This is a genomic window from Owenweeksia hongkongensis DSM 17368, assembly GCF_000236705.1.
Classification (GTDB): domain Bacteria; phylum Bacteroidota; class Bacteroidia; order Flavobacteriales; family Schleiferiaceae; genus Owenweeksia; species Owenweeksia hongkongensis.
The window spans coordinates 2,072,767-2,092,906 of the sequence record NC_016599.1; the positions used below are offsets into that span (position 1 = coordinate 2,072,767).

Below are 20,140 nucleotides of genomic sequence, written 5' to 3' on the forward strand. Positions count from 1 at the left end.
TTTAACCCTTCATAATTTCAGAGAACAAACGAATAGACTTTATTCGGTCTTCGGTACTGTACATGTGTGACACCACCATCAACTCATCTACCTCCGTGGCTTTTACAAATTCATCCACCTGCGGCTTTACCTTTTCTTTGGTGCCCACGAATGTATACTTAAGCATTCGCTGGAAAGAAGGGTGCTGTGTCAACTCCCTCAGCTCTGGTGTCATATCTTGCGGAGGGTCCATATAGTCACGGTCGTTTGTGAGTATGCCTAAAAACCGTTTGATTAACGAAGTAAAAAGTCTTTCAGCTTCTTCAACAGTATCCGCCAAAATCACATTTATACACGCTATAGTTTTGGGCTTATCCAGATACTTTGAAGGCTTAAAATTATTGTGGTAAATATTTAGAGCATCAAAAAGTTGTGCCGAAGAAAAATGACTGGCAAAAGCATAGGGCAAACCTTTTTCTGCAGCCAAGTGGGCACTATCGGTGCTGGAGCCCAAAATCCAAATAGGAACATCTACACCTTCGGCCACAGTAGCGCGAACATCAGAATTTTCATTTTCTACAGAGAAGTATTGCTGAATTTTTTCCACTTCATGTGGGAAGTGATGCGTGGCCTGCATTCTATCGCTCCTTATCGCATTGGCCGTAACTTGATCCGTTCCTGGCGCGCGTCCTAATCCGAGGTCAATTCTGTTGGGAAAAAGATGACCTAAGGTTCCAAATTGCTCAGCAACTATAAGAGGTGAATGATTAGGAAGCATGACTCCACCAGAACCTACCCGTATACTTTTAGTTGCAGCCGCCACTTGCCCAATAAGTACAGCTGTAGCCGAACTGGCAATACTTACCATATTGTGATGTTCGGCTAACCAAAATCTAGAATAGCCAAATTCCTCCGCTTTTTTGGCAATTTTTAGTGTATCGCGTAAAGCTACACCCGGGCCTAAATCTTTGCCAACAGTGGCTAGTTCTAATATTGAAAATGGAATTGACATAGTTTCTTTTTGAGATGGCAAAGCTATTAATCAGCTAGCGTATTCCTTTACAGATCAATCTACGTATAGTTCAATCTTATATAGCTTGATTTACAACAATTTCAAGAAAAACACATTAGTCTAAACCTATCTTTTTATAGGAATATTCTTTCAAAATAAACGAACTCACAACACCACATTGAGTTACTTAGCTAAAGGATTTTAATAGATCCTGTAATTAATTATTCAAAATTTAAATAACGATATGAAAGATAAAGTGGTTATCATCACCGGAGCAGCAATGGGACTAGGCTATGCTGCAGCCGTAGAATTAGCTTCACAGGGTGCCAAGTTGGTTTTGGTAGACTACAATGAAGAAAAATTGGAAGCTGCACAGAAGGAAATAAAAGATAAATATTCAGAAGTAGAAATACTTACTGTGATAGCCGATGTATCCGATGAGCAAGCCGTAAAAAACTATGTAGACAAGACCGTAGAGAAATTTGGACGTATCGATGGTTTTTACAACAATGCAGGGATTGAAGGTAAACAAGCTTCCATCACTGAATATGAAATGGAGACCTTCAAAAAGGTGATTGACATTAACCTAATGGGGGTTTATTACGGCATGCGCTATGTAATTCCTGTAATGCAAAAGCAGGGCTACGGACGTATTGTAAATGTAGCCTCTGTAGGGGGAATAAGAGGAGTGCTAAACGAGGTTCCTTATGTAGCTAGTAAACATGCGGTATCAGGAATGACGAAAAATGCCGCCTTGGAATTTGGTAAAGATGGGGTGTTGACCAACGCCATAGCACCTGGAGCGATTCTTACACCTATGGTGGCCGCCTCATTTAAGCAAGTGAACCCTGATGACCCAAAAGCTGCTGAAAAAGAATATGCGGCAAACAATCCTACCAAACGATTGGGTGAACCCGAAGATGTAGCCAAAGTAGTTGCGTTTTTCTTGAGCCCTGAAAACGGATATGTAAGTGGCCAGACCATTGCAATTGATGGAGGCCAGTCCAATGTATACGGTATCGTGTAAGGTTTTACAACTTATTCATAAAACATCGATTCCTAAGGTCTTACAACCCAGGAATCGGTGTTTCTTTTTTTACACCCAATGTGTTTAATTTCAAGAGATAAAGCTTAAAATAACAGAGCTTGGTTTACTTTTGAAGGATGGACACCTCTCAAAGAAACATCAATGACCTTCCCTCCCCAAAAGGTCAACCCATTGTTGGGCACTTATTACAATTCAACTCGGAAGCCAAACACACAGTACTTGAAAATTGGGTAAAGGAAGTTGGTGATGTTTTCAGAATCAATATGCTCGGAAAGCCATTTTTGGTTTCAGCCAATCCAGATATAAATCTTGAAATTCTGAAAAGTCGTCCTGATAAGTTTCAGCGCTTTTTTAAGATAAATGAGATTCTCACCGAGATGGGTGTTGTTGGCGTTTTTAATGCTGAAGGTGAGCAGTGGAAACAACATCGCGAATTGACCGCTGAGGCGCTAAATGTGAAAAATGTACGGAGCTTCTTCTCTACTCTTCAGATGATGACGGAGCGCCTTTACGGACGGTGGTGCGCTTTCGCGAAAGCGAAAAAAGAAATAGACGTACAAAAGGAAATGGTGCGATATACGGTAGACATCACCACCTCCATCGCTTTTGGTTATGATGTGAATACACTGGAAAAAGAAGGCGATGTGATTCAGGATCATATGGAGAAAATCTTCCCCATGATCAACAGCCGAATTACCGCGCCCATCCCTATTTGGCGATTAATAAAATCTAAAAAGGACAAAGAACTGGATGTTGCATTGAAGGCGATTGAGGATTTGGTGCATCAATTTATTGAAGAAGCTAAAGCCAGACTACACGATAATTCTGAGCTTCAGGAAAACCCAACTAACTTTTTGGAAGCCCTTTTAGTGGAGCAAAAGAAAAACCCTGACTTTACTGATCAGGAGGTTTTTGGGAATGTATTCACCATCCTTTTGGCGGGCGAAGACACGACTTCCAATTCTATTTCATGGACACTGTTCTATTTAGCTCAACACCCTGAAGTGTATCAAAAAGTAAGAGAAGAAGCCCAGCAGGTTTTTGGCAGTACAAGATGTGCTACTTCACATGAACAAGTAGCCGAACTAAAATATACCGAGGCTGTGTGTATGGAGGCAATGCGCCTGAAGCCTGTGACGCCAAACTTATACATGCAGGCCAAAGAAGATGTGGTGATTCAGGATTTGGCAATACCAAAAGGAACTACGATAATGATGCAAAACAAGGTGGGGCAAACGGATGAAGCTCACTTTACTGATGCTGATCAATTTATTCCCGAAAGATGGATTGCCAATGGATGCCCACACCACACGGCACATTCGCCACAAATGATGCGTGCTTTTGGGGCTGGCCCACGTTTTTGCCCTGGCCGCAATCTTGCCATTCAGGAAATGAAAATGGCCATTTCTATGATTTGCAAAAACTTTGATTTGGAGCTTGCCGTAAAACCTGAAGAGGTAAAAGAAATTTTTACGTTTACGATGTTTCCAGAGGGTTTGGTGGTGAAGTTGGGGGGCGTTTAGGGTAAATAATTGGTCTTGTACTAATCAACAGGCCAAGGGTAATGCAGTAGTGTAATAGCGTGGTGTATTTTAAACTGATCTATAACTTAGCACATACAAATCTTTGCCATCTGAGAGCTCAGCCTTCCTCACTATCACTTGCAGGAAGGATATTCTCTGGATCAGAGCCTTTTGAAATATGCTTCGAAACCTTGCTTAATCCAAATCCACCTGCCAGACCCGTCATAAAGGTTAACCAAGGAATAAAATAATTCTCCTTAAAAAAAAGAATGAGTATGGTAATAATTGGAACTGCAATTATAATTCCAACTAGTCCATATCTTATAGTTTTCTGATTAATGGTGGAAGATTCAATCGCCTTCAATTGTATTTTCTCAACAGTATCTAACCTCTTGTTATGAAATTTATATGCATTATCCTCATTAGTTGCTAGTATATCCAAAAGCTTGTCTGTCTGTTGCGGAGTAAACTTGCTGGTGTCGAAAGAGTTTTTGGCTCCTTTCTGTTGCATCGCAAACATCTCAAACTGCTCCAACATTCCTTCAACTTTGCTGGAGGGTGGATTCATTTCAACCTCGTCTGCATCACCTTCTGAGCTATTTGGTATTTTATCAATACTGCTCATTCGATAAAAGATGCTTTGTATGTTTCATGTAAACTAGGCTTGTAGAGGGCTTCTCTTTTAAAGAGTTTTCCCTAAGAGCTGAGCACATTGAAGAGTCAATATACTTACTAAGTATAGAAAGCTTATGATCTAGTGTATATGACATTTTCTTATTCATATATTCCTTAAAAACAATTTTCTTAAGGTCAGCTATCTCTTCAGCAGTAATGTTTTTTTCTGTTGCAAAATTATCCAAGACCTCTAAAAACCATTTATAGGCATCGTCAAGAGCTTCAATTCTTGGGTTATTTATTTTCAGAGGATTCTTCTTATCCATTAAGAGTGTCATCATTCGACTTTAGTAAATACAAATTTAATTATTTAAACGGATACGACCTGCACTTTGTTTTATGTGAATATATTAAAATAATCGGTTTAAATCCTCATCTACAACCTCAGGCAACGTAATCTTCAAACCTGGCGTTCTTTCCATTTCGCGCTTTATGGCAAACATGGCAGGTTCATTGCGCGCCCAACTTCTGCGGGCAATACCGTTATTCACATCATAAAGAAGCATGTTTTCCAATCTGCGGTCAGCATCGGCAGTTCCGTCCAGTAACATTCCAAAGCCACCGTTTATTACTTCACCCCAGCCTACTCCGCCACCATTGTGAATACTCACCCAGGTAGCGCCTCTAAAGCTATCGCCAATTACATTTTGGATAGCCATATCAGCGGTAAACTGTGAACCGTCATATATATTGGAAGTTTCGCGGTATGGAGAGTCCGTTCCACTCACATCATGGTGATCTCTACCTAAAACTACCGGCCCAATCTTTCCTTCCTTGATGGCTTTGTTAAATGTTGAAGCAATTTTAATTCGTCCTTCGCTATCGGCATAAAGAATACGTGCTTGCGAACCAACAACCAATTTATTCTCACCCGCAGCTTTTATCCAACGGATATTATCTTCCATCTGCTGGCTAATTTCACTTGGAGCGCTTGCTGCCAACTCAGCCAAAACTTCTGAAGCCAACTGATCCGTAAAAGCTAAATCTTCTGGCTTACCCGAAGTGCACACCCAGCGGAATGGGCCAAATCCATAATCAAAACACATCGGCCCCATAATATCCTGCACATAGCTTGGATACTTAAACTCACGTCCTATAGTAGGGTTAGGATTCATCACATTAGCTCCAGCACGGCTCGCTTCTAATAGAAAAGCATTTCCGTAATCAAAAAAGTAGGTGCCTTTTGCAGTGTGTTTATTCACCGCGTTGGCATGTCTGCGCAAAGTTTCCTGAACTAATTCTTTAAAGCGGTCTGGCTCATTCGCCATCATCACATTCGCATCTTCATAACTTACATCTACCGGATAGTAACCGCCTGCCCATGGATTGTGCAGCGATGTTTGATCCGAGCCCAAATCAATATAAATATCTTCCTGATCAAAAGTTTCCCACACATCTACAATGTTTCCTTCGTAGGCAATAGAAACGGTTTCTCGATTCGCTTGGGCTTTCTTTACGCGAGCGACAAGCTCATCCATATCCGAAATCAACTCATCAACCCAGCCTTGCTCAAATCTTTTGCGCGAAGCAGCAGTGTTTACTTCTGCCGTTACCGAAATACATCCGGCAATATTTCCAGCTTTAGGCTGCGCACCGCTCATGCCACCAAGTCCAGCAGTTACAAACAAAGCTCCACTATTTGGCTCCTTGCCCACTTTTCGCAAAGCATTCAAAACAGTAATGGTAGTGCCGTGAACGATACCCTGTGGCCCGATATACATATAGCTACCAGCCGTCATTTGCCCATATTGGCTTACGCCTAATGCGTTCATTTTTTCCCAATCATCTGGTCGGCTATAGTTGGGAATAGTCATACCATTTGTAACCACTACACGCGGAGCATCTTTGTGCGAAGGGAAAAGTCCCATTGGGTGGCCACTGTACATGTGCAAAGTTTGCTCGTCAGTCATTTCGGCCAAATACTGCATTGTCAATAAGTACTGTGCCCAGTTTTGAAACACAGCTCCATTTCCACCATAGGTGATCAATTCATCAGGGTGCTGTGCCACTGCAGGATCTAGGTTATTCTGGATCATCACCATAATAGCGCGGGCCTGCTCACACTTGCCCGGGTATTCGCTTATTGGCCGGGCATACATTTCATATTCCGGCTGAAAACGATACATATATATACGTCCATATTTTTTCAGCTCTTCGGCAAATTCACTTGCCAATTCTTTGTGCCAACCTTTTGGAAAGTAGCGAAGAGCATTTTTTAGCGCAAGCACTTTTTCCTCATCACTAAGTATATCCTTTCGCTTAGGTGCGTGGCTTACCTCAGGCTTGTAATCTCTTTTGGCAGGTAATTCATTTGGAATCCCTTGTATTATCAAATCTTTAAAGCTTGGCATATCCTTAAACTCTTTTCTTTATAATAAAACTATGAAAGTCTATTTTTTAAACCTCCCAGACTTCTTGTCAAAACCATAGGGACAGTGCTTGCAACCATTTTGACAACAGTAGCCACGCTTCAGGTGGTACTGCTTGGTAAACACTATATATCCCTCAGGAGATTTGTAATAATCACCCTCTTCCAATTGTGGCATTAAGTCCTCTTTTTTTAACGGCCACAAAGCTACACATTGCCCCTCTATTTGGCCAAAATGACTCGTAGTATTAGCCCTTTAGGAAATAAAAGCTCCACACTTGTATGATATTTAAGTCAACTTAGACCTAACAATCTGATAACAAGGACGAAAAAATATCATACAAGAAATTAGAAACTAATTGAACTGTGTATAAAAAGACTACCTTTGACCTTTAATAAATTAGTTTTTTAAGATGAACATTTTCGTAGGAAGCCTTCCTTGGGCAACAGAGGAAGAAGATTTAAGAGGCGCTTTTGAGGCCTATGGTGAAGTAGATTCAGTGAGAATTATCACTGACAAATTTACCGGTAGAAGTAAAGGATTTGGCTTCGTTGAGATGCCTGATGATGACGCTGCACAAAAAGCAATTGACGAACTTAACGGTTCTCAGTTTGGCGGAAGAGACATCGTTGTTAACAAATCAGAGCCAAAACCACAAGGCGAGCGCAGAGGCGGTGGCGGTGGTTTTAACCGCGGTGGCGGTGGTGGAAATCGCGGCGGCGGTGGATACAACCGTGATCGTTACTAGTATTTAAGAAAACAATTTCTTGATCCTATAATTAAAGCAGCCCTCGGGCTGCTTTTTTGGTTTTAGACAGGCCACAATCTTCTCAACATATCCTTTCTCATTTTTCACTTAATTTGCCTCGTGAAAAATTTTCAGAACAAAATAGTTTGGATAACCGGAGCTAGTGCCGGTATTGGCGAAGAAATGGCTCGCCAACTCAATCAAAAAGGAGCTACCATTATTCTTTCTGCCCGCAGAAAAGAAGCTCTGGAAAAAGTTCAACAATCGCTTCCCTTCCCTGAAAAGTCATACGTGATGACTATTGACATGGAAGCTCCCACTACTTTTACCGACAAGGTAAAGGAGGTGATTCAAAAATTTGGAAAGATTGACTTACTATTCCTCAATGCTGGTATAAGCCAGCGTTCGTATGCAGCTCAAACTGACATTTCCGTAGACAGAAGATTGATGGAGATAAACTACTTTGGGCCTGTTGCACTTACCAAAATTTTATTGCCCTTTTTGCAAAAGCAAACTGAAAGCAACATTGCTGTAAACAGCAGTCTCGCTGGGAAATTCGGATTCTATGAACGTTCGGCTTATTCGGCATCTAAGTTTGCACTGCACGGCTTTTTTGAATCTTTGAGACTGGAAGAAGCAGAGCACAATGTAAACGTAAACATGCTTTGCGCGATTGGTATTAAAACAGGTATTTCACAAAATGCACTTGACGGAAATGGCAAGCCCTTTGCAAAAACAAGTGCCATGCAAGAAGAAGGCATTGCCGTAGATGATTGCGTTTCACAAATGGTAGCGGCCATTGAAAACAACAAGAAAGAAGTAATAATTGGAAAAGGTGCACAGCGCTTTTCTACTAAAATAAAGGAGTTTTTGCCTGAGCTATTTTTCAAAATGCTCCAAAAACGCAAACCTTAATTTCAATAATTTTCAATACTCATGAGTGGTAAAAAAGTAATTTCCGGAATTCAACAAATCGGCATAGGAAACCGTGGCGTACATCCTCTTTGGAAATGGTATCGCCAAAATTTTGGCATGGATATCGGCATCTTTGAAGAAGCTGCACCTGCGCCACTAATGACCATCTATACCGGAGGCGAAGTACAAAGCCGTAATGCTGCACTTGCTGTAAATATGCAAGGTGGTGGTGGATTTGAAATCTGGCAATTTACCAGCCGCGAAGCACAGCCACCAGCTTTTGAAACCAAATTGGGAGATTTGGGTCTTTACATTGCCAAGATGAAATCCAGAGATGTAAAAAAGGCTTATGAAAGTTTTAAAGCCAAAGGGCTCGACCTCGTAGGAGAGCTAAGCAATGACCCTGCCGGGCGTCCACATTTTTATGTAAAAGACCCCAATGGAAATATCTTTGAAGTGGTGGAAGGTGATAGCTGGTTTGGCAGCAATGAGCACCTCACTGGTGGAGCATTTGGGATGGTGATTGGTGTAAGCGATATGGAAAAAAGCTTGAAGCTTTACCGCGATGTGCTGGAGCACGACCAAGTGATTTATGACGAAACCGGAACTTTTGATGACTTAAAATCACTAAAAGGTGGCGAAGGTAAATTTAGAAGAGTATTGCTTCAAAACTCTAAAAGCCGTCAGGGTGCATTTGGGCCACTTCTGGGCAATAGCCAAATCGAACTTATTCAAGACCTGGATAATAAAGGTCGCAAGATATTTGAAAACCGTTATTGGGGAGACCTTGGTTACATTCACCTTTGCTTTGATGTGCGCAACATTGCAGCCTTGGAAAAAGAATGCGAAGCAGCTGGATTTCCTTTTACCGTAGATAGCAACAACTCATTTGACATGGGTAAAGCTGCAGGAAGATTTTCTTATATAGAAGATCCAGATGGCGCTTGGATAGAATTTGTGGAAACACATAAAGTACCCGTAATGGAAAAGTGGAACTGGTATTTGAATATTAAAAATCGTGCTCCCGAAAAACCACTTCCAAGATGGATGCTTGCTGCTTTAAAATTCAATAAAGTAAAAGACTAGAACTTACCATGCCGGACAATTTGGTTTCTATCATAATGCCGGTATACAATGCAGCACCTTTTTTGGCTGACTGCCTAAAATCTATTCAGCAACAGAGTTTCAGTAATTGGGAACTCATTGCGATTGATGATTTTTCTACTGATGCCTCTTTCAAAGTTTTGGAAGAGGCATCGTCTTTTGATAGACGAATCAGGATTATAAAAAACACTAAGAAAGGTATAATTCCTGCCCTTTCGCTTGCGCTAAAAAATGCAAACGGACATTTTATTACACGGATGGATGCTGATGATATTATGCCTGCTGATCGGCTTTTGAAGATGGTGGAAGCTTTGAATGCTGCATCTCCAAAAACAGTTGTGACTGGTTTGGTTGAATATTTTTCCAACACAGAAGTAAGCTCTGGATACAGAACCTATCAAAATTGGCTAAACCAAAATATTCAGGCAGAAAACCCTTGGTCAAATGTGTACCGCGAATGTATCATTGCTTCGCCCTGCTGGATGCTGCAAACTCAAGAGCTAAGAGATATTGGAGGCTTTGATAGTCTTGAATATCCTGAGGACTATGACCTCGTTTTCCAACTCTATAAACGTGAGTTTAAAATAAAGGCAGTCCCCGAAATATTACTAAAATGGAGAGAACACCCTGCACGAACTTCTCGAAACTCGGAAGATTATGCGCAGGAAAGCTTCTTTAAACTCAAAGTAAAACGCTTCTTAGCATTTGAAAAGCCAATCGAAAATCTTGTACTCTGGGGAACTGGAGTAAAAGCTCGCCTTACGGCAAAACTACTTTTAGAAAATTCTACTCCATTTACCTGGATGGATTTACATCCCGAAAAATATCCTGATGGTATTTTCGACCAAGTTATTCTCCCCTTTAGGGAAATAGAAGGAATGGAAAAAGTGAAGCTTATTTTGGCCGTTTATCCGCCCAAAAAAGAAAAGCTGAAAATGGAAAACTATTTGAAAAACCTCCATTTAAAAGAAGGTGAAACCTATTGGTATTTTTAACTCAAGTACTTTGAAAGTATCCTCAAAATCACTTCTCTCGTAAAGGGTTTTGTGATGTAATCTTGCATCCCTGAAGACTTAGATTCTTCTCTTGACTTTTTGGTGATATTAGCAGAAAGAGCCACTATCGGCAAATTCAAACCCTTACCTCGAATTTTTCGAGTTGCTTCCAACCCGTCCATCTCAGGCATGTGAAGATCCATAAAAATCAGATCATAGCTTTTCGTTTCAAGCTTCTGCAAGGCTTCCAGCCCATCACTTGCCACATCGGCCATTATCCCAAACTGCTCTAAAAGCTTGCTAAGCACGAGCACGTTCATAGGGTTATCTTCAGCTATGAGAATTTCCTTGCCCAAATAACTTACAGCCTCTTCTTCCTTCTCTGCCCCTTGCCCAAAGTCAGAATCTCCCAATGGAAAAACAAAAGTTACTGAGAATTCAGTTCCTTGATTTTCTATGCTACTCACACTTATGCTGCCTCCCATGGCATCAATCAACTTCTTCGTAATAGCGAGCCCTAAACCCGTTCCTTCATATTTACGAGTGTAGCCTGTTTCCACCTGAGAAAACCTATCAAAAATCTTGTCCAAATTTGCTGCTGGAATACCAATTCCAGTATCCTCCAACACTATTTTTACATTCAGATTTTCACCTACTACTTCCTCAGTATACTCAAGCTTTACACCGCCCAACTGTGTGAATTTAAATGAGTTTCGCAGCAAATTAGTTAGTACTTGATTAAACTTTAGTGAATCACCCAGAGCAACTTTCCCTTGCTTCACCTCCGTATCTAAAGTTAAGTTCAAGCCTTTTTCCTCAAATGATTGCTCGTACAAATCCAGCAGCAGACGCACCTCTTCCAGCGGATTAAAGTCACGCGCTAGCAACTCTACTTTACCTGATTCTATTCTATCTATCTCTAGGACATCATTTACTAAAGCCAGCAAATTTTTCGAGGAAAAAGTCATCATACGCAAATACTTCATACTCTCATCTTCCAGTTTCTTACGATTAAGGATATCAATAAAGCCTAAGATTGCATTGAGAGGGGTTCTTATTTCATGGCTCATATTTGATAGAAACTCAGACTTTGCCATGGATGCCTCCTCGGCTCTATGTTTCTCTTTGCTAAGTGCGCTATTCAGTTTTTTTAGTTCCCTATTAATATGTGAAACACGTCTTTTTTCCCTTGAGGATTGTAATAACAAAAACAAGGTAATCCCCATCATCAATGCTATTATCAACCCCAATATGAAACCTAGGTTGCTCTCGAACCAGGTATTGAAGCCAAAAAAAGACTTGGTTGGTTTTAGCTTTAGTGTCCAAAGCTGATCAGCTCCTAGTTTTACAGGCACCTTGCTTTCAAAAATGAAGTTCTCAGCCTGAGGAAAGAGGTTTGTGTCTCCCACCGAGTAGAATAGAGTTCCCTTATCATCATACAAAACAAGGCTATACTCCTCACGACCGGCCATAACCGCATCAAAGTGATTATTAAAAACCATCCCCGCGGTAATAGTTCCCTGAAATGTTCCATCATAATATACAGGTGCATCAACTAAAAAAGAGTTTCCTCCCTGAGTTAAGTTTGCCCACTTCGTAACATTGATGGATGAGTCTAATGAACTTTTAATCCATGCGTCTCTTCGATATGGAATATTGGATATATCCAAATCAATAACAGCCTCATTCCCCTCAAGTGGCTCAACATCCCTGATAACCATGTTACTATCAATCCATTCTACCAACTGAAAAGAAGGATTTTGACTGATCATCAATTGCGCATCGAATTTCCAGTACTTAAGATAATCGCCATTAGTAACCTCTATCCTCTGCTTCAGGTTGTTTAATAACTGAGTGTTATCTTCAATTACATGTTGAAATTGATCACTAATAAATTGGCCAGTAACCTCCATTTTATTTGATCGAGCCTCACGAATATCTTTACTATATAGCTGCCAAATGTAGGCCACCAATATAGAAAGCACGAGACCTACAGCTATGGAAACTGCAATATCTACACTCCGGTAAAAGCGATGATTACCTTTTTTTTTCTTTATCATGAAACGATGTAGAGGCTTCTGTTTTCAAACACGACTGCAATATGGGTCAAATGCTTTTTATTCAAACCACATTTTAAATTTATAATACATTTTGGGATTTATGTACTTCTCTTAGCATAAGACTTAAATTTACCACTAAATACGTTTTATGGATCAACAAATTAATCGCTGTGGCTGGCTTAATAATGACCCTCTTTACATTAAATATCATGATGAAGAATGGGGTGTACCAGTTCATGATGATCAAAAAATGTTTGAATTTCTCCTGCTAGAAACTTTTCAGGCGGGTTTAAGTTGGTTCACTATTCTCAAAAAAAGAGAAAACTTTAGAGAAGCCTTTGCTCAATTTAATTACAAGGAAATAGCTCAATTCAATGATGAGGATTTTGACCGATTAATGAACGATTCCGGCATCATAAGAAACAAACTAAAAATACGAGCTACCATAAACAATGCCCAAAGATTTATGGAAGTACAAAAGGAATTTGGCAGCTTTTGCAAATACATTTGGGGATTTGTAGATCACAAGCCGATAATTAATAAGCCTAAAACCTTGAAAGATGTTCCTGCCACAAGTCCAATTTCTGATGCCTTGAGCAAGGACCTTAAAAAGCGAGGTTTCAAGTTTGTGGGATCAACCACAATCTATGCTCACATGCAAGCTTGTGGCATGGTCAACGACCATACTATTGACTGCTTTCGGTTTGGAAAATAGGTTTAGAGAAGCTTCTTCGGCTTACCCGCAATAAAATCTTTGAGATAAAAAGGCTCGAAATAGGCCATATCTTCAAAATCCTCGTTCTCAAATTTTGCCTGAGCAATAGGAGCCAAAGCTGCGGCAGAAGGGTATTCTAAGTTGTGATAAACGTAACGGGCATCGGACAAAACATCCCTACACTTTGACGAACCATCACCAAGCAAATGTATTTTTGAGTGACTAGGATACAAGCTAGTGCCCTCTTCTATCACCATCGCTTCTATAGGATTTAAAGCACTTCCCTGTGCATCAAAACCTGTTGTGTAAACTTCCATTCTTCGAGCATCTATCATGGGCATAATAAGCTCGTTTTCGGCAATTTCATTTTTTGACAATAAGTCCTTTGCCAAAATGGTGAGACCATCTTCGCTAATAAGCGGAATGCTCAAAGCATAGCACAAACCTTTGGCTGCAGAAACTCCTATGCGAAGCCCTGTATAAGAGCCGGGACCTTTGCCCACAGCTACAGCTGAAAGTTCCTTCAACTCACGACCAGCTTTGGTCATGCATTCCTGAATAAATAAATGAAGCTTTTCTGAGTGAATATATTTATCGCTCGTTTCTTCTTTTAATGAAACTACTTTGCCATTTTCGGCCAAAGCCACCGAGCAATTTTTGGTAGAAGTTTCTATACTAAGAATCAATGCCATGAGCTTCTTACTACTTGTCTTTGGACTTTTCCTCTTTCTTCGAATCCTTTTCCTCCACCTTATCGCCATTCACGAGCTGTTTACTCACAAGGCTATATGGGCCAGTAATTACCTGTTGACCATCTTCTAGTCCGCTCAATACTTCAATATTTTCATCATCCTGAATACCCGTGGACACCACCTGAAGTTTTGCCTTACCATCTGCATATAAGAACACCACTTCATAATCTTCCTTACTCTCAGTGTCTTCCCTTCCTATTTTATAAGACTTAGCTTTTGTGCTCGTATCGCTTCTGGTAGTTACAGATTCAATAGGCACTGCAATTACATCTTTTTTCTTTTCTGTTTTAATTTCTACAGAAGCGGTCATTCCCGGTCTGAAAGGCGATTTTTCACCTTCTTTAAGCATTCCTTCGTATGATTCTTTTAGCACCCTTACCTTCACTTCAAAGTTGGTCACCTGATCAGCACTTACACCTGTAAGTTGAGCCGAGTTAGCTATTTCTGTAACCACACCTACAAACTCTTTATCCAAATAAGCATCCACTTCTACGATGGCAGTGTCACCCATGCTTACACGTATAATATCATTTTCATTTACCTCTACTAGCACCTCCATATTTTCGAGGTTTGCAATACGGGCAATTTCAGTTCCAGCCATCTGAGCAGTACCAACCACACGTTCACCAATTTCCACATTCAGCATGCTTACGGTACCATCCTGTGGTGCATAAATTGTAGTTCGCTGTAAATTATCTAGTGCCTCACGGTAGGTAGCCTCTGCACTTTGTTGCTGAAACTGGGCACTTTCTACATTTAGATTGGCCACATCGTAACCACGCTTTGCCGCATCATACTCAGCATCACTTATTACTTTTTGCTTATACAGCTTATCGTTTCTGTCAAAAATATTCTTGGCTTCCACCTGCTGAGCCTTGCTACTCGCTAAAGCTGCTTTACTACTGTTCAAAGCGGCTTTAGCACGATTAACAGCCGACTGATAAATATCTGGATTGATGCGTACCACAAGGTCCCCTTTCTTTACATCCTGCCCTTCTTCGATGGGCAGTTCAATGATTTCTCCGGAAACCTCAGGACTAAGTTTTACTTCTACCTCTGGTTGAATTTTACCGCTGGCTATTACCGTTTCTTCCAGGGTAAGTTTTTCTACTTTACCAATGGTCACTTCGGTAGCATCAGATGAGCCGATGGCACCTTTCTTTTTGGCTACCACCAAGGCAATTACCAAAATTACCGCGCCAATAATAAGTCCATAGCGTAGCCTTTTACTCATGGTTTATAGTTTTATCTGATTGGTTAGGTAAAATTCGAGAACCTTAGTCTTGAAAATATAATCATACTTTGACCTCAACATTTCCGATTTTGCGATAGCCAAGCTATTCTTGGCATTTTCAAAATCAAACTGATTAAGGGCTCCAACTTCAAATCTCTCTTTCGAGTACTTGAAACTTTCTTCGCTAGACTCTACAGTTACCTCTGCTGCCAAATATGAATTATAAGAAGCCTTGGCATCTGCATGCGCCTGATAAATAGTTTGCCTTAAAGTGTTCTTTTCCATCTCCAGTTGCAACTGAGATTGCTTCGTATTAATCTCCGCAATCTGCTTATTGCTATGCACATTTAACCCATTAAATAATGGGACGCTTAGAGATAATCCTATATACTCGTTCAAGTTATCACCCACTTGGTTACCAAATTTCTTTTCTTCATATGGACCAATAGGAACTGTTTGACTGAAAGGGATAAATATCACCTGTCCATTTTGATCATATGTAGGCTGGGGTATGTTTACGGTTTCCGTACCAGCAGGCTCCAATATTTGATCGGAATAGCTGGTTCCTACCTGACCAACAACACTCAGTGTGGGATAGGCCCCCGATTTGGTAATGGCTTCATTTTTCTCACTACTCTCCACCCGGGTTTCAGCACCCTTTATTGCAGGTTGCAAGTCCATGGCTGTTGCAAAAATACTTGCAGGATCACGAGCAACAAGAGCAGCTTCCGGTACATCAAGATCCGGGCTTGAAATTTCGAAATCATCAGGGTTTTCTAGCTGAAGCAGATTTGCCAATTGCAGTTTACTTATGGTAAGAGCGTTTTCGCTTGCTATCACATTTTGATGATCTCTGGCTAGCTGAGCTTCCAATTGAAGTTGATCACCTTTTGGACTAGCTCCAGCCTCCACCAGTTTTGTAGTTCTATTTACCTGTAGTTGCGATACTCTTTCCTGCTCTTTAGCTACAACTAAAATTTCTTTGTTCAATAAAATCTGGAGATAGGATGCCGCCACATTCAGGCTGATATCATTTTTGATATCCTCCAAATCATAAAGAGCCGCCAAATAATCGAGATTAGATTTTGAAATATTGTAGTGCTTGCGCAAACCATTAAACACGACCCAATTTCCTTGTAAGTTTAACGAGGCTGTTTGCCTTCGAGCTTGGCTAATTTCGTTGGTAACAGGGTCAATGTTCAAACCAAAATTCCAACCGTAGTTACTATTCAGGTTAAAGTTTGGAGCTATGTCCCATTTGGCACTTTGCTGGCTGGTTTTATTAGCCTCTACCTGAAGGGCTGTTTGCTTAATTTGAATATTATTTTCGAGCGCATAATTAACACACTCTTCAATACCCCAAACCTTACCTGTATCTTGCGCTGTGGCATTCAGACACATCAAAATACCGAGGACAACGCTAATGTTAAGTTTCATGAAAAGAAATTTGAAATAAAAATCCAAGCAGCCTCACAAAGATAGCAGAAACTGCCAGTCACAAAAATGCTATTATGTGCGGGATTTTTTATTGCGATAAATGGCATAACCAACGCCTGCCATTAGCAAATAAGGGAAGGCCATAAGGTAAACGATTCCACCATTAAGGCCATCAGCTATTGAACTACCACCTGCCCGGCTACTTTCGGCAATAGCCTTACACATGGCGCATTGCGCTTCTCCCGCCAAGGGAAAAAGGATAAGCCACACTATTATGTAAATCCATTTTTGCATAGGGCAAATATAAGATGTAAAAACGCACTAGCAGTGCCTTTATCATTTAATAATATGGAGCCATAAAAAGATACACTAGCACTCCGGTAATGGCCACGTATAACCAAATAGGAAATGTCCAGCGCACGATTTTGCGGTGCTTACCGTACTCGCCAGATAAGCCACGATAAATAGCAAACATAGCTAGTGGCAGCACGGGCACACTTAAAACAATATGGGTTATTAAAACGAAGAAGTATAGGCCTTTTAAGAACCCTTCTCCTCCATAAGGAATTGGATCAGCATTAAGCTTACTGATAACGTAAGAAACCAAGAATATGGCCGAGAAACCAAAACCTGTAAGCATGGCTGCACGATGTGCGGCAATATTTTTTTTACGAATAAACCACAGTCCTAAAATCAAAAGAATAGCTGTGCTACCATTCAAAATGGCATGAAATGCAGGAAGAGTAGAACGCTCAATTCCCATGTCAATGCTAAGCACATCCGGAAAAAGAATAAGAGCTGCCACGGCTAATGGCACAACAATAGAAAGCGCCACAATTACCGGTACAGCAACCTTATCACTATTCTGTTTTTTATAATTTTCTTTAGCAGCACGTAAATCCGCCATACTATTTCTTCTTTTTGTTCTTTTTGCTTTCGCGATACTCGTCTACCGATTTCTGCTTTTCAAACTCAGCAATCAGCACTTTGATGTCGTCCTTTAGCTTATTCACTTCATCCGGACTCAAACCATTATACACAGCTTTGATGTTGCCGTGCTCATCCAACCCACTTCGTATTCTTCCTTTCCAGTCTACAAGCACCAGGTTTTCTGAATGAAGAAATCCACCATCGGCAAATTCGTCCTCCATGGCATTTGTAAAATAACCCTGAGCTGTTTTATAGATTTCATCCTGATTTCCCGTAAGGAAATACCAGCGACCGGGAGTAGCACCGATTCTCTTCTCGTATGCCTTTAAAACTTCAACTGTATCATGGTTTGGGTCTACCGAAAAGGAAACAATTCTGAAGTGATCGTACCCCTTAAACCGCTCTTGAACCTGCGCTACATTATAGTTCATGGCAGGACAAATACTTGGGCAGGATGTAAAGAAAAAGTTGGCTAGGTAGATTTTACCTTCCAAATCTTTTGATGACAGTGTGCTATCATCTTGCGTGGTATATTCCCATGAAGGAATGGTGTAATAAGCTGTATCCACCACTTCTTCGCCATCATCATTTAATACAGTTATTGCTTCTTTAGGACCAACGTATTTCAGTTTAATAAAGAAGTTTTCTTCGGCACTATAAACGAAGAAAAAGTAAACTAAAAAGGGTAGTACTAATATAGAAACCAGCACTACCCTTTTAAGATATTTTGTATTATTCATATCACAATTACACCTTCATGTAACTACCTTCTGAAAGCACGATAAATGCCAGGTAAGGAATAAGAATTATTGCAGGAAGGGCAAGTGTCCAAACCAAGTTTTTTCGTTCAAACTTAACGTGCATAAATTCTGCAACGATATAAAATGCTTTTACCAAAGTAAGAACGATGAAAATAATGTTCAATACTGAAGTTCCCATAAAATGACCCATTAGAAACTCAGGCTTAATGAGACCCAATATTACTTCTACCGCAGTAACTACCAATAGAAGAATAAAAACTTTCCATATCCACCAGATTCCTTCTGGACTTTCGTGGTGCTCACTTGGAAGATTAGGATTATGTGACATATCTAAAAGACTTTATAAAGTTTATTCTGAAATAATTAAACAAGGTAGAAGAAGGTAAATACGAATACCCATACAAGGTCTACAAAGTGCCAGTAAAGACCAACTTTCTCTACCATTTCGTAATGTCCTCTCTTTTCATAAGTACCCATTACCACGTTAATGAAAATGATAATGTTGATTACCACTCCAGAGAATACGTGGAAACCGTGGAAACCAGTGATAAAGAAGAAGAAATCAGCAAAAAGCACATTTCCGTATTCGTTCTGTACCAAGTTTGCTCCTTGCACTACACCTGCCTTTTCAGCAAGTTTAAGGGCTTCACCTCTTTCAAAGATTTCACCATTTTTACCTGGTCTGCGCAGAGTGTACTGATCGTTAGCTTTGAAAGCATTGAACATTTGCTCATCAGTATACTCAGTTCCATGACCATGAGCATCAGGACCATCAATAAGGGTACGCAACGGCACCACCTTACCTTCCATATCACTAATGTAAACTACAGTTCGGTCTTCAATTTGAATAGCTCCTTTATCTCCATTGATAAAGTGACCCCATTCCCAAGCTTGTGAAGCCAAGAAAAAGAAACCACCAATAATGGTAAGTCCCATCCAGAGCATCACACCTTTCTTGTTCATCTTATGGCCGGCATCTACTGCCATTACCATAGTTACCGAACTAAGGATAAGAATAAAGGTCATCAGCGCCACATAAAGAAGCGGTGCATCACCTTCTACAAAAGGGAAGTGAGTAAATACTTCTTCGGCAATAGGCCAGGTATCTTCGTACTTAAAACGTACAAGCCCCATTGCGGCAAGAAATCCTGAAAAAGTAAGGGCATCTGATAATAGGAAAAACCACATCATCAGTTTACCATAGCTAGCACCAAAAGGTTGCCTTCCTCCACCCCATAATGGGCGTGCGTTGTGTTCCATTGTAGCTCCGTCAGCCATCATTTAAAATTTTTGCAAGTTTAGCGAATAAATACCAAAAAGCAGAACAAATAAATCCAAAGAGCATCAAGGAAGTGCCAGTAAATGGCGCTCATATCTAATCCCTGATGATCCTCAATTGTATAAGCGTTTTTATTTGCCTGAAACAATGTTACTAATAATACTATAATACCTGACAAAACGTGAAACCAGTGCAAGCCGGCAATCACATAAACCCAAGAAGTGGCATTGTTACTTCCGGGGCCCGTAAGGTAAAGACCTCTGTCTATCAAATCTCCTGCGCCATAGTATTGTAAAATGGCAAAGGTTACTCCTAAAACCAAAGTTAACAAAACACCAATTTTCACCAATTGAGCATTGCCTTTTTTGGCCGCTCTATGCGCAATTATCATAGTGACGCTAGAAAGAACTATGGCTGCGGTAGCATAATAAAACTGTATTGGCAACTCAAATTGCAACCAACGGTTTTCTGCCATCAATGCCGATCTGCTCACCACATATCCGCTGGTCAAACCTGCAAAGGTCATCACTATACTAGCAATACCAATCCAGAGTAGCGGTTTGCGAACCTTTCTCTTTTGTTCGGGAAGTAATACGCCCACTAC

The 20,140-nt window shown here is 40.5% G+C and carries 22 protein-coding genes; 7 read left to right on the top strand and 15 right to left on the bottom strand.

The window, feature by feature from the left end:
• Position 1: 1 nt before the first annotated feature.
• The gene (locus tag OWEHO_RS09295; protein WP_014202220.1) at positions 2-991 is read right to left on the bottom strand and encodes an LLM class flavin-dependent oxidoreductase; all 990 of its coding nucleotides are present in this window, start codon (positions 989-991) and stop codon (positions 2-4) included.
• Positions 992-1,235: 244 nt separating this feature from the next.
• On the opposite strand from OWEHO_RS09295, the gene OWEHO_RS09300 reads away from it, so the two are divergent.
• A complete protein-coding gene (locus OWEHO_RS09300) occupies positions 1,236-2,018 on the top strand; it encodes a glucose 1-dehydrogenase (protein ID WP_014202221.1) in 783 nt (260 codons plus the stop codon).
• Positions 2,019-2,155: 137 nt separating this feature from the next.
• Positions 2,156-3,562: a cytochrome P450 gene (locus tag OWEHO_RS09305; protein WP_014202222.1), complete on the top strand. Its 1,407-nt coding sequence runs from the start codon at positions 2,156-2,158 to the stop codon at positions 3,560-3,562.
• A gap of 118 nt (positions 3,563-3,680) precedes the next feature.
• On the opposite strand, the gene OWEHO_RS09310 is transcribed toward OWEHO_RS09305, so the two are convergent.
• The 4 genes from OWEHO_RS09310 to OWEHO_RS18500 form a co-directional block, all read right to left on the bottom strand.
• Positions 3,681-4,187 carry a hypothetical protein gene (locus tag OWEHO_RS09310; protein ID WP_014202223.1) on the bottom strand — a complete coding sequence of 169 codons (507 nt, stop codon included), beginning with the start codon at positions 4,185-4,187 and terminating at the stop codon, positions 3,681-3,683.
• Positions 4,174-4,518, bottom strand: a complete 345-nt coding sequence (locus tag OWEHO_RS09315; protein WP_014202224.1) for a hypothetical protein — start codon at positions 4,516-4,518, stop codon at positions 4,174-4,176. The genes OWEHO_RS09310 and OWEHO_RS09315 overlap by 14 nt, the downstream gene beginning before the upstream one ends.
• A gap of 69 nt (positions 4,519-4,587) precedes the next feature.
• Positions 4,588-6,588, bottom strand: coding sequence for a urocanate hydratase (locus tag OWEHO_RS09320; RefSeq protein WP_014202225.1), 2,001 nt, complete (start codon positions 6,586-6,588; stop codon positions 4,588-4,590).
• Positions 6,589-6,627: 39 nt separating this feature from the next.
• Positions 6,628-6,783, bottom strand: coding sequence for a DUF5522 domain-containing protein (locus tag OWEHO_RS18500; RefSeq protein ID WP_014202226.1), 156 nt, complete (start codon positions 6,781-6,783; stop codon positions 6,628-6,630).
• A gap of 235 nt (positions 6,784-7,018) precedes the next feature.
• Here OWEHO_RS18500 and OWEHO_RS09325 point away from each other — a divergent pair, with 235 nt between their 5' ends.
• From OWEHO_RS09325 to OWEHO_RS09340, 4 genes are all read left to right on the top strand, one after another.
• Positions 7,019-7,354, top strand: coding sequence for an RNA recognition motif domain-containing protein (locus OWEHO_RS09325; protein WP_014202227.1), 336 nt, complete (start codon positions 7,019-7,021; stop codon positions 7,352-7,354).
• Between the two features lie 120 nt (positions 7,355-7,474).
• Positions 7,475-8,269, top strand: coding sequence for an SDR family oxidoreductase (locus OWEHO_RS09330; RefSeq protein ID WP_014202228.1), 795 nt, complete (start codon positions 7,475-7,477; stop codon positions 8,267-8,269).
• A gap of 21 nt (positions 8,270-8,290) precedes the next feature.
• The gene (locus OWEHO_RS09335; RefSeq protein WP_014202229.1) at positions 8,291-9,355 is read left to right on the top strand and encodes a VOC family protein; all 1,065 of its coding nucleotides are present in this window, start codon (positions 8,291-8,293) and stop codon (positions 9,353-9,355) included.
• A gap of 8 nt (positions 9,356-9,363) precedes the next feature.
• Positions 9,364-10,368, top strand: coding sequence for a glycosyltransferase family 2 protein (locus tag OWEHO_RS09340; protein WP_014202230.1), 1,005 nt, complete (start codon positions 9,364-9,366; stop codon positions 10,366-10,368).
• Here the strand turns inward: OWEHO_RS09340 and OWEHO_RS17890 are convergent.
• The gene (locus OWEHO_RS17890) at positions 10,365-12,428 is read right to left on the bottom strand and encodes a response regulator (protein WP_014202231.1); all 2,064 of its coding nucleotides are present in this window, start codon (positions 12,426-12,428) and stop codon (positions 10,365-10,367) included. The genes OWEHO_RS09340 and OWEHO_RS17890 overlap by 4 nt on opposite strands.
• Before the next feature lie 148 nt (positions 12,429-12,576).
• Between OWEHO_RS17890 and OWEHO_RS09350 the strand changes: the two genes are divergently transcribed.
• Complete coding sequence (locus OWEHO_RS09350; RefSeq protein ID WP_014202232.1) at positions 12,577-13,143, top strand: DNA-3-methyladenine glycosylase I; 567 nt, start codon at positions 12,577-12,579, stop codon at positions 13,141-13,143.
• 2 nt (positions 13,144-13,145) lie between these two features.
• On the opposite strand, the gene tsaB is transcribed toward OWEHO_RS09350, so the two are convergent.
• The 9 genes from tsaB to OWEHO_RS09395 all read right to left on the bottom strand — a co-directional run bounded on the left by tsaB (position 13,146) and on the right by OWEHO_RS09395 (position 20,137).
• Complete coding sequence (gene tsaB, locus OWEHO_RS09355) at positions 13,146-13,835, bottom strand: tRNA (adenosine(37)-N6)-threonylcarbamoyltransferase complex dimerization subunit type 1 TsaB (protein ID WP_014202233.1); 690 nt, start codon at positions 13,833-13,835, stop codon at positions 13,146-13,148.
• Positions 13,836-13,845: 10 nt separating this feature from the next.
• Positions 13,846-15,129: an efflux RND transporter periplasmic adaptor subunit gene (locus OWEHO_RS09360; RefSeq protein WP_014202234.1), complete on the bottom strand. Its 1,284-nt coding sequence runs from the start codon at positions 15,127-15,129 to the stop codon at positions 13,846-13,848.
• 3 nt (positions 15,130-15,132) lie between these two features.
• Positions 15,133-16,566, bottom strand: coding sequence for a TolC family protein (locus OWEHO_RS09365; protein WP_014202235.1), 1,434 nt, complete (start codon positions 16,564-16,566; stop codon positions 15,133-15,135).
• A gap of 72 nt (positions 16,567-16,638) precedes the next feature.
• Positions 16,639-16,860, bottom strand: coding sequence for a hypothetical protein (locus OWEHO_RS09370; protein WP_014202236.1), 222 nt, complete (start codon positions 16,858-16,860; stop codon positions 16,639-16,641).
• Positions 16,861-16,906: 46 nt separating this feature from the next.
• Positions 16,907-17,473, bottom strand: a complete 567-nt coding sequence (locus OWEHO_RS09375) for a DUF420 domain-containing protein (RefSeq protein ID WP_014202237.1) — start codon at positions 17,471-17,473, stop codon at positions 16,907-16,909.
• A gap of 1 nt (position 17,474) precedes the next feature.
• Complete coding sequence (locus OWEHO_RS09380) at positions 17,475-18,236, bottom strand: SCO family protein (protein WP_014202238.1); 762 nt, start codon at positions 18,234-18,236, stop codon at positions 17,475-17,477.
• A gap of 7 nt (positions 18,237-18,243) precedes the next feature.
• Positions 18,244-18,585, bottom strand: coding sequence for a cytochrome C oxidase subunit IV family protein (locus tag OWEHO_RS09385; protein WP_014202239.1), 342 nt, complete (start codon positions 18,583-18,585; stop codon positions 18,244-18,246).
• A 35-nt stretch (positions 18,586-18,620) separates the two neighbouring features.
• Positions 18,621-19,538 carry a cytochrome c oxidase subunit 3 gene (locus OWEHO_RS09390; protein ID WP_014202240.1) on the bottom strand — a complete coding sequence of 306 codons (918 nt, stop codon included), beginning with the start codon at positions 19,536-19,538 and terminating at the stop codon, positions 18,621-18,623.
• Between the two features lie 17 nt (positions 19,539-19,555).
• Positions 19,556-20,137, bottom strand: coding sequence for a cytochrome c oxidase subunit 3 (locus tag OWEHO_RS09395; RefSeq protein WP_014202241.1), 582 nt, complete (start codon positions 20,135-20,137; stop codon positions 19,556-19,558).
• Positions 20,138-20,140 lie beyond the last annotated feature (3 nt).

Coding starts and splice junctions, on each gene's coding strand:
- OWEHO_RS09295 (WP_014202220.1), bottom strand. CDS start 991: ATGTCAATTCCATTTTCAATATTAGAACTAGCCACTGTTGGCAAAGAT.
- OWEHO_RS09300 (WP_014202221.1), top strand. CDS start 1,236: ATGAAAGATAAAGTGGTTATCATCACCGGAGCAGCAATGGGACTAGGC.
- OWEHO_RS09305 (WP_014202222.1), top strand. CDS start 2,156: ATGGACACCTCTCAAAGAAACATCAATGACCTTCCCTCCCCAAAAGGT.
- OWEHO_RS09310 (WP_014202223.1), bottom strand. CDS start 4,187: ATGAGCAGTATTGATAAAATACCAAATAGCTCAGAAGGTGATGCAGAC.
- OWEHO_RS09315 (WP_014202224.1), bottom strand. CDS start 4,518: ATGATGACACTCTTAATGGATAAGAAGAATCCTCTGAAAATAAATAAC.
- OWEHO_RS09320 (WP_014202225.1), bottom strand. CDS start 6,588: ATGCCAAGCTTTAAAGATTTGATAATACAAGGGATTCCAAATGAATTA.
- OWEHO_RS18500 (WP_014202226.1), bottom strand. CDS start 6,783: ATGCCACAATTGGAAGAGGGTGATTATTACAAATCTCCTGAGGGATAT.
- OWEHO_RS09325 (WP_014202227.1), top strand. CDS start 7,019: ATGAACATTTTCGTAGGAAGCCTTCCTTGGGCAACAGAGGAAGAAGAT.
- OWEHO_RS09335 (WP_014202229.1), top strand. CDS start 8,291: ATGAGTGGTAAAAAAGTAATTTCCGGAATTCAACAAATCGGCATAGGA.
- OWEHO_RS09340 (WP_014202230.1), top strand. CDS start 9,364: ATGCCGGACAATTTGGTTTCTATCATAATGCCGGTATACAATGCAGCA.
- OWEHO_RS17890 (WP_014202231.1), bottom strand. CDS start 12,428: ATGATAAAGAAAAAAAAAGGTAATCATCGCTTTTACCGGAGTGTAGAT.
- OWEHO_RS09350 (WP_014202232.1), top strand. CDS start 12,577: ATGGATCAACAAATTAATCGCTGTGGCTGGCTTAATAATGACCCTCTT.
- tsaB (WP_014202233.1), bottom strand. CDS start 13,835: ATGGCATTGATTCTTAGTATAGAAACTTCTACCAAAAATTGCTCGGTG.
- OWEHO_RS09360 (WP_014202234.1), bottom strand. CDS start 15,129: ATGAGTAAAAGGCTACGCTATGGACTTATTATTGGCGCGGTAATTTTG.
- OWEHO_RS09365 (WP_014202235.1), bottom strand. CDS start 16,566: ATGAAACTTAACATTAGCGTTGTCCTCGGTATTTTGATGTGTCTGAAT.
- OWEHO_RS09370 (WP_014202236.1), bottom strand. CDS start 16,860: ATGCAAAAATGGATTTACATAATAGTGTGGCTTATCCTTTTTCCCTTG.
- OWEHO_RS09375 (WP_014202237.1), bottom strand. CDS start 17,473: ATGGCGGATTTACGTGCTGCTAAAGAAAATTATAAAAAACAGAATAGT.
- OWEHO_RS09380 (WP_014202238.1), bottom strand. CDS start 18,236: ATGAATAATACAAAATATCTTAAAAGGGTAGTGCTGGTTTCTATATTA.
- OWEHO_RS09385 (WP_014202239.1), bottom strand. CDS start 18,585: ATGTCACATAATCCTAATCTTCCAAGTGAGCACCACGAAAGTCCAGAA.
- OWEHO_RS09390 (WP_014202240.1), bottom strand. CDS start 19,538: ATGATGGCTGACGGAGCTACAATGGAACACAACGCACGCCCATTATGG.